General features: G+C 67.3%; 16 protein-coding genes. 8 read left to right on the top strand and 8 right to left on the bottom strand.

Going from position 1 to position 15,580, the window contains the following annotated elements; genetic code table 11:
• Positions 1-17: 17 nt before the first annotated feature.
• Both NG1_RS36425 and NG1_RS07335 read right to left on the bottom strand, forming a co-directional pair.
• Positions 18-635 carry a 2'-5' RNA ligase family protein gene (locus tag NG1_RS36425; RefSeq protein ID WP_157113893.1) on the bottom strand — a complete coding sequence of 206 codons (618 nt, stop codon included), beginning with the start codon at positions 633-635 and terminating at the stop codon, positions 18-20.
• On the bottom strand, positions 619-1,980 hold the full coding sequence (locus NG1_RS07335; RefSeq protein WP_062969264.1) for an NsdA family TPR-like regulatory protein: 1,362 nt from the start codon (positions 1,978-1,980) through the stop codon (positions 619-621). The genes NG1_RS36425 and NG1_RS07335 overlap by 17 nt, the downstream gene beginning before the upstream one ends.
• A 469-nt stretch (positions 1,981-2,449) precedes the next feature.
• Between NG1_RS07335 and NG1_RS07330 the strand changes: the two genes are divergently transcribed.
• Positions 2,450-2,653 carry a hypothetical protein gene (locus NG1_RS07330; protein WP_062969262.1) on the top strand — a complete coding sequence of 68 codons (204 nt, stop codon included), beginning with the start codon at positions 2,450-2,452 and terminating at the stop codon, positions 2,651-2,653.
• Positions 2,654-2,734: 81 nt separating this feature from the next.
• Positions 2,735-2,887: a hypothetical protein gene (locus NG1_RS37365; protein WP_245659816.1), complete on the top strand. Its 153-nt coding sequence runs from the start codon at positions 2,735-2,737 to the stop codon at positions 2,885-2,887.
• A gap of 67 nt (positions 2,888-2,954) precedes the next feature.
• Here the strand turns inward: NG1_RS37365 and NG1_RS07320 are convergent, their stop codons facing one another.
• From NG1_RS07320 to NG1_RS07305, 4 genes are read right to left on the bottom strand one after another with little or no spacing between them, the layout of a single operon-like run.
• Positions 2,955-3,773, bottom strand: coding sequence for an SDR family NAD(P)-dependent oxidoreductase (locus NG1_RS07320; RefSeq protein ID WP_062969259.1), 819 nt, complete (start codon positions 3,771-3,773; stop codon positions 2,955-2,957).
• A gap of 58 nt (positions 3,774-3,831) precedes the next feature.
• Positions 3,832-4,563, bottom strand: coding sequence for a glucose 1-dehydrogenase (locus NG1_RS07315; RefSeq protein WP_062969252.1), 732 nt, complete (start codon positions 4,561-4,563; stop codon positions 3,832-3,834).
• The gene (kstD, locus tag NG1_RS07310; RefSeq protein ID WP_062969250.1) at positions 4,563-6,266 is read right to left on the bottom strand and encodes a 3-oxosteroid 1-dehydrogenase; all 1,704 of its coding nucleotides are present in this window, start codon (positions 6,264-6,266) and stop codon (positions 4,563-4,565) included. Before kstD ends, NG1_RS07315 begins: the two co-directional genes overlap by 1 nt.
• A 13-nt stretch (positions 6,267-6,279) precedes the next feature.
• Entirely contained in the window at positions 6,280-7,035 is a 756-nt protein-coding gene (locus NG1_RS07305) for a glucose 1-dehydrogenase (RefSeq protein ID WP_062969248.1), read from the bottom strand.
• Positions 7,036-7,252: 217 nt separating this feature from the next.
• Between NG1_RS07305 and NG1_RS07300 the strand changes: the two genes are divergently transcribed.
• From NG1_RS07300 to NG1_RS07285, 4 genes are read left to right on the top strand one after another with little or no spacing between them, the layout of a single operon-like run.
• Positions 7,253-8,380, top strand: a complete 1,128-nt coding sequence (locus NG1_RS07300; protein WP_062969247.1) for an LLM class flavin-dependent oxidoreductase — start codon at positions 7,253-7,255, stop codon at positions 8,378-8,380.
• Between the two features lie 35 nt (positions 8,381-8,415).
• The gene (locus NG1_RS07295; RefSeq protein WP_062969245.1) at positions 8,416-9,174 is read left to right on the top strand and encodes a glucose 1-dehydrogenase; all 759 of its coding nucleotides are present in this window, start codon (positions 8,416-8,418) and stop codon (positions 9,172-9,174) included.
• A 16-nt stretch (positions 9,175-9,190) separates the two neighbouring features.
• The gene (gene lipP1, locus NG1_RS07290; protein WP_062969242.1) at positions 9,191-10,129 is read left to right on the top strand and encodes a LipP1 family hormone-sensitive lipase; all 939 of its coding nucleotides are present in this window, start codon (positions 9,191-9,193) and stop codon (positions 10,127-10,129) included.
• A 31-nt stretch (positions 10,130-10,160) separates the two neighbouring features.
• A complete protein-coding gene (locus tag NG1_RS07285; protein WP_063910271.1) occupies positions 10,161-10,514 on the top strand; it encodes a VOC family protein in 354 nt (117 codons plus the stop codon).
• 60 nt (positions 10,515-10,574) lie between these two features.
• Here NG1_RS07285 and NG1_RS07280 read toward each other — a convergent pair whose 3' ends face one another.
• Together NG1_RS07280 and NG1_RS07275 are read right to left on the bottom strand one after the other, a co-directional pair.
• Positions 10,575-12,140: a flavin-containing monooxygenase gene (locus tag NG1_RS07280; protein ID WP_245659815.1), complete on the bottom strand. Its 1,566-nt coding sequence runs from the start codon at positions 12,138-12,140 to the stop codon at positions 10,575-10,577.
• 761 nt (positions 12,141-12,901) lie between these two features.
• Positions 12,902-13,534, bottom strand: coding sequence for a TetR/AcrR family transcriptional regulator (locus NG1_RS07275; RefSeq protein ID WP_062969240.1), 633 nt, complete (start codon positions 13,532-13,534; stop codon positions 12,902-12,904).
• Positions 13,535-13,630: 96 nt separating this feature from the next.
• Between NG1_RS07275 and NG1_RS07270 the strand changes: the two genes are divergently transcribed.
• Together NG1_RS07270 and NG1_RS07265 are read left to right on the top strand one after the other, a co-directional pair.
• Entirely contained in the window at positions 13,631-14,524 is an 894-nt protein-coding gene (locus NG1_RS07270) for a metal-dependent hydrolase (RefSeq protein ID WP_062969238.1), read from the top strand.
• Positions 14,521-15,573: a PDR/VanB family oxidoreductase gene (locus NG1_RS07265; RefSeq protein WP_062969236.1), complete on the top strand. Its 1,053-nt coding sequence runs from the start codon at positions 14,521-14,523 to the stop codon at positions 15,571-15,573. The genes NG1_RS07270 and NG1_RS07265 overlap by 4 nt, the downstream gene beginning before the upstream one ends.
• The last annotated feature ends 7 nt before the right edge of the window (positions 15,574-15,580 follow it).

Here is a 15,580-nt window from a genome sequence, read left to right as displayed (position 1 = left end):
GCGGTAGCCAGCAGGTTCTACCTACCGGTCAGCGGGACTTCCGCCGCAATAGTCCACGAGTACGAGTGCTCATGGCGTTCCAAAGCCACCATCACCGCCTCTGTAACCTTCATAGCGACCCCTTCGATCGTCGCCTTCGATTCCATCGCGACAGCATCAGACTCCGCCGAGAGCCCCTCGAAGAGTGGATACGCGATCGTTATATGAGGTACGGACAGGGAATCTTTCACTGGCGCATCCGGGAGGACGGACCGTGTCGCAGTGCGCAGTGTGTCGCGGAGGAGGCGTACACGCTCGGCAGGCGAGACCGCGAACCCTATCGCACCCCCAAGATTGGTCAACTCACTGATCGTCAAAGTGAACGGCGCCTCGTCCCGGCAGGCGCGACGCGCCGCCGATTCGACTAGTTGGAGCTGCTCCGGTGCAGTTCCTCCATCATGTGCGATGCGGTCCAGTGTGAGATGGAGACCACCTGAATGAACTCGGCGGAAGCGAGTGGCGTCCAACGGCCGCTGACATTGTTCAGTTAATACGCGAAGTGCGGGAGATTGCTCGAAGGTCAAGAACCAGTAGTAGCCGAGCAAGCCCAACTGCCCTCTCGGCTCTCGACCGTGTGCGTTATCCATGTCGCTCATCGAGACTCGTCAAGCTCGCCAGCGCCTCCCGTACAGCACGCAGTTGCGCCGTTTCGCCCCACCTGGCACCAGCGTCGTGCACGAACTCCGAGCAGCGGCGACGTACTTGCATCATCGGATTGCCGGAGCAACTTTCCAGTGCGTCGAGCATGATCGCTGTAGCGGAATCCAAATCGGCGTCTTCGGCGAGAATTTGTGATCGCGCCAGGTCGAACATCACCAGTGAACGACCCCACGGAGAATCCGTGCAGGTCATCTCGGGCAACGCAAGCTCCACGTACTGTTCGACCTTCTGCGGCATTGCCAAGGAGAGATACGCGGTGGCTGCGTTCCCGGCGACCTGCGCCGGGCTATAGCTTCCGAGCGATATGCTGGAGCCTGCCCCCGCCGGGGCATTATTATGCGACAAGCGCTCGTAGGCCTGATCTACCGCCTGCTGCACACCCTTGACATCACCGATTTTACCCATCGCCCGTGCGACGCCATTGGTCAAGAGCCGCACGCTTTGCGGACCTACTCCCGCATAGGTGAGGCCATCTTGTGCGTAGCGGAGAGCTGTATCATATTGTCTCGCATAGTATTCGCAGAAACTCTGCATACCGCGCGCCCATGCCACGAGATCGTTGTCCTGTGCATAGTTACCGAGGTGAAAGGTCTCCAGGCAATAGGCACGCGCAAGGGGGAAATCCCCGCGGCCCACCGCGGTATAGCCGAGCAATCCCGATATTTTGCACGCAATCTCGAATAGTTCACCCCGCTGCTTTGGTTGCCCGCTCTCGTCTATCAGTTCCGCAAGCCAGACGCGCTGCTTCTCGAGTGCAGGAACAAGCTCGAGTGGATCTATCGTCTCATAGCGGGCGATGCTCTGAAGCGTGCTGCTTCGCAACTGCTGGAGAATTTCGGGGTCGATCGACCGGCTCAGTCTGTGGACGCGGGCGAGCACAGCGATCAGCTTCTCACTGGCACCTTGACCAGAGCGGGATGATCCGCTCGCCGCACCGCCCTCGGTACGCGAAACGCTGATCTCCGCGTCGTCTACAAGTACCGCAACTTCACGCGCCGATCGGCAGGCCTGCGATTGGTGTCGCTTCCGCCACGCCGCCTCTCCCTCAGCCACGATCTGCTCGAATCGCGCCCGGTCTTCCGGTGTCGCCTCGAGGGCGAGGGCGGTGTCCAAGATGGCCTGCGTACCCGAACGCGGCCTGACAGAACCGAGGCCGGTCCGCCAGTTGTTGACGGTTGTCGTCTCCAGTCCTAGCAATGCGGCGAAGTCCCGAACCGATCGCCGCATAGCTTCTTGCAGCGCTACCGCTTCAAAGCCGGTCCACGCCCGCCCTCTGACCATTCCCCCACCTTACGATTCGCCACCTGAACTGGGAAAACGCGCACACTAGGCCAACGCTACCCGACCATTACGCGGTCGTGCGCGGCAACTGCTGGCAGGCACGGTTATTCCGGTGCCCGGTACCAAGCAGACGCCGTACCTCGTGAACGGTGCACCGGCCCCGGTGAGCCGGGGTAGGTGGCGAAAGCCCTTGGTGCCGGGCGCCCTCGCCCGATCCATGTTGTTCCGCAGAGAAAGCGCTCACCCGATGCCCTACGCGGCTCTCGCGATCCACCAACTCGCCATCATGACTACGCCCGGCGCTCATCCGACACCTGCACAGCCCTTCACGATCGACCAGGCGCACACGGACATGCAGTTTCACGTAGCTTGTCGAGCGGAGAAATGTCGACGCGAGGCCGCCGGGCTGCGAGCGCTGACCGCAGACGGGCGCGTTGTCCCTTCCGTCGACAAACCGCAGTGATCCGCCATGCCACCCCTTCGCGCGTCCCGGCGAATTCGCCATATCCACATCGAGGTCGGTGCTCTGATCCTCGACTACCAGGCCGGTGCCGAACAAGCGCAGAGCGTCGCGGACGCACTGGCACGGAGCTTTCCAGAGCTCGTTGTCACGGTCGACGACGACGTGAGTATCGACCTACCGACACTCCCGTGCGCCGAACTGTGGGACTGACCTCTGTTCCGCGTCCAAGCAGGAGTGTCCTTGACATCGCCAGATCCTCCGCATCACAGAACTTATGTCCGAGCAGACGGCATGCTCGCCGAATTCATGTGTCGGGTGCACCTGCTGGATCTGACTCGCGAGCGCGCTCGCGAGCTTCGGCACATCCACCGCCTCCACCACCCGGACGAGTGCATCGTGCACCTGGAGTCGGCATATCTGCTACTGATCGAGGAGGACGGTTGAGTGATGGCGTCGCAGTGTGGCGCCATCACTCACCGCCCGACACCATTTCGCGGCGATGGACGCACTGTCAGGCGACTTCGTTCTTCATCTGAGCGGTGAGGATCTTCTGGTAGCCCGCGCCGAAAATCCTGGGCAGCCAGTCGATCACGTGGGCGTCCGTGCCGATCAAGATCTTCGCCTTGTTCTTGCGGATGCCGTTGACGATGACCCGGGCGGCGTGCTCGGGGGTCGTCTTGGCCAGGCGGTCGAAGTTGGCGGCCAGGGCGTCGCGATCGCGATCACCGCCCGCGCGCGCTTTCCAGGCGATCTCGGTCTTGATCATGCCGGGGTGCACGCTGCTGACGCCCACCGCGTGACCGGCGATGTTCATCTCCTGCCGCAGCGCGTCGGTGAAGGCGCGGATGGCGAATTTCGTTGCGCTGTAGGCACCCTGGCTGGGACACGCGGCCAGGCCGAACATGCTCGACACGTTCGCGATGTGCCCGTCACCGGAGGCGATGACGTGGGGCAGGAACGCCTTGGTGCCGTGGGCGACGCCCCAGAAGTTGATGCCGACGATCCATTCGAAGTCCGCCCAGCCGAGTTCTTCCACGTTCGCGGTGAGCGAGACTCCGGCGTTGTTGACGACAAGATTGATCCGGCCGAAGTCCTCGGCCACCTCGTCGGCGTGGCGATAGACCGCATCCCGGTCGGCCACATCCAGCTTGTAGGCGCGGGCTTGCGCGCCCTCCTTGCCGCACAGCGCGGCGGTCTCGGCGACGTTCTCCACGTTGCGGCCCGACAGTGCCAGGTGGGCGCCGCGGCGGGCGAGTTCGATCGCCAGTGCCCGGCCGATGCCCGCGCCCGCGCCGGTGATCACGGCGGTTGCGCCCTCGAAGTTCTTCACGGTTGAATTCCTTGTCTCGCTCGGCGGTCGATCCGCCGGGTTGCCCTGCCGGACGTCGTCACAGGGACGTGTAGCCGCCGTCGGCGACGAATTCCGAGCCGGTGCTGAAGCTCGACTCGTCACTGATCAGGAACAGCACCAGGTTCGCCAGTTCCTCCGGCCGCCCGGCCCTGCGCATCGGCTGATTGCCCGACATGCCCTGCGAGCGCGTGGAATCGGCGGTCATCTCCGTGGCCACCACACCGGGATGCACCGAGTTGACCCGGATGTCGTCGGCGGCGAACTCCTGCGCGGCGGTCTTGGTCATACCGCGCACGGCCCATTTGGACGCGGTGTAACCGAGGATGTTGGAGAAGGCGATGATGCCGCCGATCGAGGAGATGTTCACGATGGAGCCGCCGCCTGCCCGGCGCATCGACCCCAGCACCGCCTTCATGCCGAGGAACACCCCGACCTGGTTGACGTCGATCACCTTGCGGAAGTCGGCTTCCGACAACTTCTCGATCGGATCGACGTGCACGATGCCCGCGTTGTTGACCAGACCGGAGACCGGCCCGAAAACCTGCTCGGTGTAGGCGATCACGTCGTTCCACGCCGACTCGTCGGTGACATCCAGCGGCAGGAAGGTCGCGGCGTCGCCCAGCTCGGCGGCCAGCGTCACGCCTTCGTCCACCAGCACATCGGTGATCACCACGTGGGCGCCCTCGGCGACCAGCCGCCGCGTGAAGGCCGCGCCCATCCCCCGTGCGCCGCCGGTGACAATGACGTTCTTACCGTCGATCCGTCCCATCAACGCTCTCCTTCCACTGCGTGCCGCGCGGTCGCGCCGGACTGGTTGTCGGCGAGGTGACCGGCCGCGATGTAGCCGAACACCATGGCGGGACCGATGGTCGCGCCCGCACCCGCGTAGTCGTTGCCCATCACCGAGGCGGAGTTGTTCCCCGCCGCGTACAGGCCGGGGATCGGCCGGTCGTCGGAATCGAGGACGCGAGCGTGCTCGTCGGTGACCAGACCGCCCTTGGTGCCCAGATCGCCCGGCACCATCTCCACGGCGTAGAAGGGGCCCTGCTCGATCGGGGCCAGACACGGATTCGGCCGCACGGTCGGGTCGCCGTAGTAGCGGTCGTAGGCGGAATCGCCGCGCCGGAAGTCCTCGTCGCGACCGGCGCGGGCGAAGCGGTTGAAACGCTCCACCGTCGCGGTCAGCGCCGCGGGCGGCACACCGATCTTCGCCGCCAGTTCGGCCAAGGTCTCGGCCTGGTCGATGATCCCTGCATCCGCGTACTTCTGCGGGAGCGGACGTTTGGGGAAGTTCCCCAGGAACAGGTACCGGTCGCGGAAGCGCTGATCCATGATGAAATACGCCGGAATGTGCCCGACGCCCGACGCTTCCTGCTCGTACATCTTGTGCACCACGTTCACGTACGGGGCCGATTCGTTGACGAACCGTTCGCCCGCGTGGTTGACCATGATGCCGCCGGGCTGGGAGCGCTCGGCCAGGCAGAAGAACGGCGGCCCGTCGGGATTGCGCACGGACGGGCCCCACCAGGCGTCGCCCATCAGATCCACCGCGCCACCGGCCTTCTGACCAGCGACGATGCCTTCACCCACGTTCTCGGTGGCGCCCACCGTCCACTCGGTGGACTGTGGACCGCTCATGTACTGCTCGCGCATCCGCAGGTTGTGCTCGAAACCGCCCGCCGCCAGCACCACACCGCGGCGCGCCTTGATCACCACCGGCGTGCCGTCGTGCTCGGCGCGCACACCGACCACCGCGTCCGCCTCCGTGATCAGGTCGGTCAGCGGCGTGTTCAGCCACACCGGCACCCCGGCGTCACGCAGCGACAGCCACAGCCGGGCCGCGAGCGCCTTGCCCAGGCTCAGCGGCAGCCGTCCGCGTAGCTTGTTCCCCACCGCCTGCATACCGACCCTGATCGCGGTGCGCTTCCCGGCCCAGGTACGGGCGATCATGTTCAGATCGTGGAAGTCGCTGACGGTGAACGCGATTCCCTTGGGGCCCGACATGGTCGGCTGATTGATCTTGTGCAGATCGCCGCCGAGCAAGCGTCCGTCCAGCGGCGCGGGTTCGATGCTGCGCCCCTGGGCCAGACCACCGGGGAACTCCGGGTGATAGTCGGAATAGCCGCGGTCGTAGACGAACTCCCAGTATCGGCTGCGAGCGCCGAGGTAACGCATCATCTCGGGGCCGCGTTCGAGGAAGGCCCGCTGTTTGGCCTCCGGAACCCGATCACCCACCACCGCTTTCAGATAGGTGCGGGCCAGTTCCGGGCTGTCGGGCACGCCTTCGCGCCGCAACACCGGGTTGTTCGGGATCCAGATACCACCGCCCGACCGTGCCGTGGACCCGCCGAAGGATCTGCTCTTCTCGATCAGCGTCACCGACAGTCCGCGGTAGGCGGCTGTCAGAGCGGCCGTCATGCCCGCGGCGCCGGAGCCGACGACCACCACATCGAATTCGAATTCCTGAGTCATCGCGTCGCTTCCGTCAGTAACCGCAACCGGTCAGCATGCCGCCGTCGACGACGAATTCGCCTCCGGTGCAGTAACTGGCCGCGTCCGAGGCCAGGAACGCCGCCACGTGGGAGACCTCGACGGGCTGCCCCCAGCGCGGGATCGGCAGGCTCGCGAAGAAGCCGTCGCCGTCGACGCCGGAGGCGCCGGACACCGCCGCGGTCATGGGGGTGGCGATGCCACCGGGGTGCAGCGAGTTGACCCGGATACCCAGGTGCCCCAGCTCGCGAGCGGCCGACTTGGTGATGCCGCGGATGGCGAACTTGCTCGCGCTGTAGGCGGACAGACCGGCCGCGCCGACGAACCCTTCCACCGAGGAGACGTTCACGACCGATCCGCCTCCGGCTTCGGCGAGCGCGGGCGCGGCGGTCTTGATGCCGAGCCAGGTGCCGGTCACGTTGACGTTCATGACCGTGGTGAAGTCCGCCAAGGCCATCTCGGCGATCGGGACGAACCGCAGGATGCCCGCGTTGTTGACCACCGCGTCGAGCCGCCCGTAGTGGGTGACCGCCTCGGACACCGCCGCGGACCAATCCGCTTCACTGGTCACGTCGTGGTGCACGTATCGCACCGCCGAACCCAGTTCCGCGGCCAGCGCCGTTCCCTCGTGGTCGAGCAGGTCACCGAACACCACCCGCGCGCCCTCGGCCACGAACCGCCGCACGTGCTCGGCGCCCATCCCCCGTGCCCCGCCGGTGACCAGCGCCACCTTGCCGTCGAGTTGTCCCACCGAATTCCGTCCTCTCACCGTCGCTTGCTCACCGACGCTAGGTCGCCCATCGAGGCGCGGCACCGCAGCGTCCCGGCCACCGGGACTAGGGCCTGACCTGAGAAGTTCCGGCGGACATATTTCGATTAGGCATACCGCTGCCGGCTGTCCCGCACCGGGACCAGACACCCCGACGAAACCCGAAAACGCCCGATCGGGCGCTCGATAAGGAGACCGGATGAAGTTCTCGATGATCTTCGAAGCCCAGATGGCCGATCCGTCGCGCGAGCACGAGCACCAGGTGCTGCGCGACTGTGTCGAGCAGGCGGTGCTCGCCGACGAGATGGGGTTCGACACCGTGTGGGCGGTCGAACACCACGGGCTGAAGTGGTACGCGCACATGAGCGCCCCGGAGGTCTTCCTGACCTGGGTGGCCGCCAAGACCGAGCGGATCCGGATCGGGCACGGGGTGGTGTGCATGCCGTTCAACTTCAACCACCCGGTGCGCGCGGCCGAACGCGCCGCGATGCTCGACGTGCTGTCCGGCGGACGGCTCAACCTCGGCGCGGGCCGCGGCGCGACGCCGGTGGAGACCTCCATGTGCGGTGTCGACCCCGAGCGCACCTACCAGGAGGTCGAGGAGTCGCTGCGGATGATCGGCAAGGCGTGGCAGGATCCGGAAGCCGAATTCGAGTACAACGGCGAGCTGTTGCGGGTCTCGCCGCATTCACTGCTGCCCCGGCCGGAGCAGTTGCCCCATCCGCCGCTGTTCATGGCCTGCACCAAGAAGGACACGCTGAAGATGGCCGCCGACTACGGAATCGGCGCGCTGGTGCTGGGTTTCGCGGGCGTGGAGGAGATCGCGGAACTGCGGCGCACCTACGACGAGGCGATCGCCGCGCGCACGGGTGAGCGTTTCGTGTCGACCGTGGTGAACGATCATTTCGCGGCGCTGTGCCCGACCATCGTTCTCGACGACCGGGAGAAGGCCCAGCGGATCGGCGCCCGCGGGCAGCGCTTCTTCGCGCAATCCATCAAGCACTACTACGGCGCGGGCCCGGCGCCCGACGAGGCCGTCGACCCGAACGCCGACGAACTCGCCGCGATCAAGCAGGCCGCCGACGACCACGTCGCCTACCTGCACGAGGCCAAGATTCCGGTGCAGACCGGCGCCACCTCGGTCTTCAACGCCGACCACGCATACGGCAGCCCCGAGGACGCCATCGCCTACGTCGAGCGTCTGCAGGCCGCGGGCGCGGACGAGATCCTCTGCTTGATCCAGATGGGCACGGTGCCGCAGGAGGCCTGCCTGGAAACCATCCGGCACTGGGGCGAGAAGGTCATCCCCCACTTCCGCAACAGCTGATCTCGGCGATCGCCGACGACAACGAGGAGTTCGACATGGTTGACCTGAGTGGAAAGGTCGCCCTGATCACCGGCGCGGCCCGGGGACAGGGCGCCGCCGAGGCGCGGCTGTTCGTGCAGCGCGGCGCCCGCGTGGTGATCACCGACGTTCTGGAGGAAGAAGGCACCCGGCTGGCCGAATCGCTCGGCGCCGCCGCACGTTTCGTGCGGCACGACGTCGGCAGCGGCGAGGACTGGGAAGCCGCCGCGGCCGAGGCGGTCTCGGCGTTCGGCAAGCTGGATGTCCTGGTGAACAACGCCGCCATCTACACCGCGAAGCCGCTGGCCGAGACCACGCCGGAGGAATTCGAGCGCATTCTGCGCGTCAACCTGATCGGGGCGTTCCGCGGCATCCGGGCAGCGGTCGGTCCGATGACGCGGGCGGGCGGCGGCTCGATCGTCAACATCTCCTCGCAAGCGGGCCTGGAAGGGCTGATGGGTCACGCCGCCTACGGCTCCTCGAAATGGGGTCTGCGCGGCCTGACCAAGACCGCCGCGCTCGAGCTGGGCCCGGCCGCGATCCGGGTCAACTCGGTGCACCCCGGCCCGATCGCGACGCCGATGGTCCCGTACCTGACCACCGGGCCGGGCAGCTTCCCGTCCTTGCCGCTGCAACGCACCGGCGTACCGGAAGAGGTCGCCGAACTGGTCGCGTTCCTGGCCTCCGACGCCTCGGCCTACATCACCGGCGCCGAAGTGACGATCGACGGCGGCTTGGCGGCGGGCAAGTTCCTGCCACCGGACGCCCGGCACTAGCGGAGGAGCGAGCCGGATGCCGCTGACACCCGAAGCGCAGGTGGTCGTCGATGCCGCAAGCGCGGCGTTTCCCGCGTTGGGCACCGAAGTGCTCGACGCCACCGAGGCACGGCGGCTGCTCGCCGCGCGTGCCGCACCGCCCGCGGAGCCGATCCCGGTCGCCCAGGTGTGGGAGCGGCGCATCCCGGGTCCACCGGGCGCACCCGAGGTCCGGGTCCGGATCTATCGGCCCGCCGCCGCCGTGGTGCCGGCTCCGACGGTGGTCTTCTGCCACGGTGGTGGGTTCGTGATCTGCGGCCTCGACAGCCATGACCGGTTCTGCCGGGCCATGGCCGTCGGAGCGGACGCGGTCGTGGTGTCGGTGGACTACCGGCAGGCGCCCGAACACCGGTTTCCCGCGGCGGCCGAGGACGCGTACGCGGCGCTGTGCTGGGTCGCCGACCACATCGGCTCGCTGGGCGGCGATCCAGCCCGCCTCGTGGTGGCGGGGGACAGCGCCGGCGGCAACCTCGCCGCCGTGACGGCGTTGATGGCACGAGATCGCCGCGGCCCCCAGATCGCCCGGCAGCTGCTGCTGTATCCCATGCTCGACCCGGCCTGCGACAGCGCGTCCTACCGGGAGAACGCCGAGGGCTATTTCACCACCGCCGCGCACCTGCGCTGGTACTGGCGCCAATACCTGGGCTCTAACGACGGCGCCGACCCGTACGCCGACCCGCTCGGCGCCGACCTGTCCGGACTCCCGCCCGCGCACATCGTCACCGCCGAATTCGATCCACTGCGCGATGAGGGCGAAGACTACGGGCAGCGGCTGAGGCGAGCCGGTGTCGCGGCCGAGATCCACCGATACGACGGGATGTTCCACGGCTTCATGAGCATGGCCGACGCCCTGCCCGAGGCGGTACTGGCGAACACCGCCGCATACTCGGCCATTCGTGCCGCCTACCGTCCCTGACCGAGCCCGCACACACTGTTACGGAGCACAGATGACGATCCAGCGAATCGGCCCCGCCTACCCCACCGACGACCTGCCCACCACCGTGGCACTGCTGACCGCCGTCTTCGGCGCCGGGCCCACCGTGGTGGACGGCGACCGCTGGGCCCAGTTCGACAGCAATGGCGTCCGGGTCATGCTCGCGGGCACCGACCGCGACGACGACACCCCGTTCCTCGCGATCAAGGTGGACGATCTGGATCTCGCGCTCAACCGGTTGCGCACCGGGGGTTTCGAGGTAGCGCAACCGGTCACCGGACCGCACGAGCGCCGCGCCGTCATACGGCCGACACCCGGTTCCGTCTGGCACATCGCGCTCTACGAACCGATCACTGCCCAGCCGTGACGCGACCGAGCCGACACGGACACCGACGTAGTGGTGCGAGCGCGGCTCGGCCGAGCCCGCTCATTCGGCGCGGATCACCGTCGGTTCTTCGGATTGCACCGACGGCGCGGAATTCCTCGTCCACTTCACTCGTTTCGGGCGCTTCCGATCCGGCGTGGCCGGATCGGACGCAACGGTGCCGAACGATTCGGACGGCGGCCGCCGCATAGCGCGGTAGAACGTGCGGGCCGAGGCAGGCCACGGATTGGTGACGCGCCCACTGTCGTGCTTGTACCAACTCGGTCCCACGGCGGGCCAGACCGTCTTCGCGATAGCTCGCTCGATCCACTCCTGGTGTGTCCGCATCGCGGACGCGCGGACTTCGATCGTGGCGGCGCCGATCCGGTCACGCCAGCGCAGGCAACGAATGATGTAGTCGATCTGGCATTCTTTCATCCCCGGATTACTTCCCGCGGGATTGAAGCTGTTCGGGCCGGCGATCAGGAAGGCGTTCGGAAACCCGGGGACCGCCACCCCCAGCAGCGCTGTCGCGCCCGAGCGCCATTGGTCGTGCAGGAGGACTCCCCCGCGTCCGCGCACGGTGATCGGAACCAGGAATTCCGGGGCGCGGAAGCCGGTGGCGTAGATGATGACGTCGGCCCGATGGTGCGCGCCGTCGGTGGTGAGCAGTCCGTCGCGGGTGATCCGGGCGATCGGGGCGGTCACCAGCTCGACGTTGTCCCGGGTCAGCGTCGAGTAGTAGTCGCTGTCGAAGATGATGCGCTTGCCCCCGAGCGGATAGTCGGGTGTGAGTTTCGCGCGCAGCCGTGGGTCCTCGATCCGGCTGTGCAGATACCGTCGGGCAGCCCATTGGGCGGGACGCGCCGACCAACCCCGGCGCATGATCGGCGCGAGCACGACGTCGGCACCGTAGTACAGGGCTCGGCGGTAGAGACGGTGGGCGCCGGGCAGCCGCAGCGCCGTTCGGGCGAGCGGTCCGAAATCGGCCGACGGTTTGGGCAGTACCCAGTGCGGTGTGCGCTGGAAGACGCGGACGTGGCGGGCGGTCGCGGCCAAGGTCGGCAGCATCTGTGCCGCGCTCGAGCCCGTGCCGATCACGGCCACGTCCACCCCACGTAGGTTCTGGCCGTGGTCCCACCGCGCGGAATGGAAGGACGGTCCCGCGAAATCCGCCCGTCCGGCGATGTCGGGAACGTTCGGCCGGTGCAACTGTCCGACGGCGAAGATCACCACGCGGGCGAACACGCGCTGGCCATCGGAGGTGGTCAGTTCCCAGCTGCCCTGGTCTTCCAGATAGGTGGCCTCGCTGATCCCGGTGCTCAATCTCAGGTGCGGCGCCAAGCCGTGGTCGGCGGCGACCTGGCGCAGGTACTCCAGGATCTCCGACTGGCGCGGAAACCGGGTGCGCCGGCTGCGGTAAGGGGCGAACGAAAACGAATACAAGTGGGACGGCACATCACAGGAGCACCCCGGATAGGTGTTGTCCCGCCAGACCCCGCCCACGTCGCCACCCCGCTCGAAGATCACGAAATCGGTGATCCCGGCCCGCCGCAACCCGACTCCCATCCCGATGCCGCCGAACCCCGCACCGACGACAGCCACCTCGCAGGTCATCGCGTTTGCCACCCCGCCTCCTTCACAGCGCATAGTCAACATTGAGCTACCTGAACTCTTCGTTGGCTGAAGCGCTGCGGATGGCAAGATCATCGAGCTGGGTATTCGGTCCCCCGAGGCAGGCCAGAAGCTTGCCGCCCCACCACAAAAGGCTTCGTGACACGACCAGCGGGACGATGCCCGGCGACCCGTCCACGGCTGCTCGACAACCTGCGGCGCAGGGTTCGAACCTCGATTACCGAGCCGAACAGCACACCTTTCGCTATCCAGCGGAACCGGCGTAGATCCGCATCGTTCCAGGCTGGAGGACATGTCGGCGTCCCGCCGAACCCCGCGCGAGGTCCCGGGCCCGGCTGTTCACACCACACCCTGAGCGCTCCGTCGGCTGAGCGCGTGACCGCGAGTACAGGTTCGTCGGGGCGCTCGGCAACGGCACATCACAAGACACGATCCGAGCGATCGATGTCGTCGGCGGACCTCCGAAATCGACTGAAACACACCGAGAAAGAGGAACACGCGACCGGCCGCCGACTCCGGCTCGGAGCGGCGACGCCACAGGCGCGCGGAGAAACCGACTCCGCCCTTCAGCGGCCCGAGCATCGCTCGGGTGAATTCCTGCGTATCCGTCGCCCGGATCGGGGTAGATGCAACGGATTCACCGGCTCACGATCGACCGCCGGTCGAAGGTGCACGACCGGGAAGCCGCGCCGGAACGGAGGATTCGCCCGCGGCACATCTGCGTGCCGGCTTCACCGACCGGATGCGCCCGGGTGTCAGCCGGACACGGCGTCGGGTCCGGCCACTACCGGTACGAGGTACGTTCGCGCGAAATCGCCGAGTTGCTCGTCGGTTCGGAGTTCGGTGAGACCGTGCGGCGCGAGGATCAGCGAGTGGACGATCCGGCACACGATCTCGGCGCGAGTGGTCAGATCCGTAGCGGGCGGGAGGATCCCCCGCTCGACGGCACGCTGGAGCGCGACATCGGTCGTGTGCACGGACATCGCGAACGGACCCGCGCCGTCGACGGTGAGTTTGAGGACCACGCGCGCCGGTTCCAGCGCCAGCATGCGTTCGACCAGCGGGTTCGTGCGCCAGCGGGTGATGACGGTGACGAAGATGTCGGCGACCAGATCGCCGAGGTCGTCGTGACGGTCGGCGATCTCGGTGATCTCGGCGAGCACCGCGGCCACCTCCCGACTGATCACGGCTTGCACCAGGTCGTCGCGGCCTCCGACGTGGCGGTAGACCGTCACCCGGTCCACACCCGCCTTCCGGGCCACTTCCTCGATCGTCGTCTTCTTGACGCCGACCTGCTCGAACTGCACCAGAGCCGCGTCCAAGATCCGGGTGACCAGGGTTCCGGCGACGTTGTCGCTGCTCGCGGCGGCCTTCGAGGCGGTGGGCATAGGCCAACGCTAGCAAAACCGCCCCCTCCTGCAACATTCGAACCGAGTTGTTGCTGCAACATTGCAATACGATTTGTAGCTATGTAGGGTCGGGGCATGGCTGAGCAGGCAGGCGCGTCGGAGCGCCGGTATCGCGACGAAGCGCATGCCATCCATGCGCGCGACGTCCATTTCGATTTCGATTCGGTGCCCATGCACTACGTGCCGGGCGAGGCCTTGGCCACCCACATCGTCAATGTCATGCACCTGGTGCTGCCCGAAGGGGAACGAGCCATGGCGCAGGCGCTGGCCGAGGCCCTCCCGCACATCGACGACGAGCGGTTACGGGAGGAGGTGACGGGGTTCATCGGGCAGGAGACCATGCACGCGAGCAGCCACGAGGCCGCGCGCAGGCATCTGCAATCCATCGGCTTGGACGTCGAGTCGTATGTCACCAAGGTCGGCTGGCTGGTCGATCGCATCCTGGGTGACCACGGCCTGACCGGGCGCGCCCGGGAGGAGTGGCTCAAGGAACGGCTCGGCCTGTTCGCGGGCATGGAGCACTACACCGCGGTCCTCGGGGAATGGCTGCTCAACGCCGACATCCTCGAAGCCAAGGGCATGCACCCGGCGATGCTGGACCTGGTGCGGTGGCACGGCGCCGAAGAGGTGGAGCATCGCAGCGTCGTCTACGACGCGTTCATGCATCTCGACGGCAGCTACGCGCGCAAGGCCCGCACGGCGCTTCTGGCCAGCGCGACATTGCTGCCGCTGTTCATCGTCTCGACCGCCTATCTGTACCGCAAGGACCCGTCGCCGCGGAAAGGCCGGTTCTGGGGTCTGCAGTTCTGGAGCGCGACCCGGCGCGGCGTCATCCCGAAATGGACGGTCTTCTTCACCGAGATGCCGCGGTACCTGCGGCCGGGCTTCCATCCGTCCCAGTTGGGGCCGATGGACAACGCCCTGCGCTATCTGGCGCACTCGCCTGCCGCGCGGGCGGCGAACCGATGAGCGGAGCGCCTACCGTGACCGACCGCCCGGCGCCGGCGGGACTGCGGCTGATCGGCGATGTCATGGACATCTACCGGAAGGTGTTCGTCGCCGGACGCGCCGCGCCGCTGCTGTCGCGCCCGAACATGGTGCGCGGCACGGGATTCGATTTCGACACCACCATCGCCGCGATCGATCGGCCTGCCGCCGACGTGGTCGGCCTGACGTTGCGCGCCGCCGGGGGCGGTCCACTGCCCGCGTGGCGGCCGGGCGCTCACGTGGACGTCTTCCTGCCCTCGGGACGCCAGCGTCAGTACTCCCTGTGCGGCGACCCGAGCGACCGGTTCCGGTATCGCATCGCGGTGCGGCTCATCCCGGAGGGCGGCGGCGGGTCCCGCGAGATACACCGATCGCTGCGAGTCGGCGACAGTCTGCGGATTCGCGGGCCGCGCAACGCCTTCACCTTCGTCGAGGCGCCGTCGTATCTGTTCCTGGCCGGTGGCATCGGCATCACGCCGATCAAACCCATGGTCCAGGCCGCGGGTGCCCGTGGGCGCCTGGTGTACGTCGGCCGCTCGCGCGCCACCATGCCGTTCCTCGCCGACCTCCCCGATGCCGAGGTCAGGCCGGACGACGAATTCGGACCACCTGATGTCGCCGCCCTGTTGTCGCGCGCCGAACCCGGCGCGGCAGTGTACGTGTGCGGGCCGCCACCGATGCTGGAGGCGGCGCAGCGGTGCATGTTCGAACTCAACCCGACCGGCTCGCTGCACACCGAACGGTTCTCCGCGCTCCCGGTCGCCGACGGCGCGGAATTCGACCTCACCTTGGCCCGCACCGGCACCACCGTCCGGGTCGCGGCCGACGAAACGGCGCTCACCGCGATCCACCGCGCGCTGCCTGATACCCCCTACTCCTGCCGCCAGGGTTTCTGCGGCACCTGCAAGGTCGCGGTCGTCTCCGGCGCCGTCGACCACCGTGACCGCGTGCTCACCGCCGCCGAGCGCGAGAACCAGATGCTGGTCTGCGTCTCCCGCGCTGCGGGCGACCACCTCGTGGTCGACCTCTGAGACCACC

Origin of the sequence: Nocardia gamkensis NBRC 108242 (assembly GCF_001612985.1) — a bacterium.
Lineage (GTDB): Bacteria > Actinomycetota > Actinomycetes > Mycobacteriales > Mycobacteriaceae > Nocardia > Nocardia gamkensis.
Note: the sequence above shows the minus strand (reverse complement) of the source record. Positions and strands in the feature narration are given on the sequence as shown.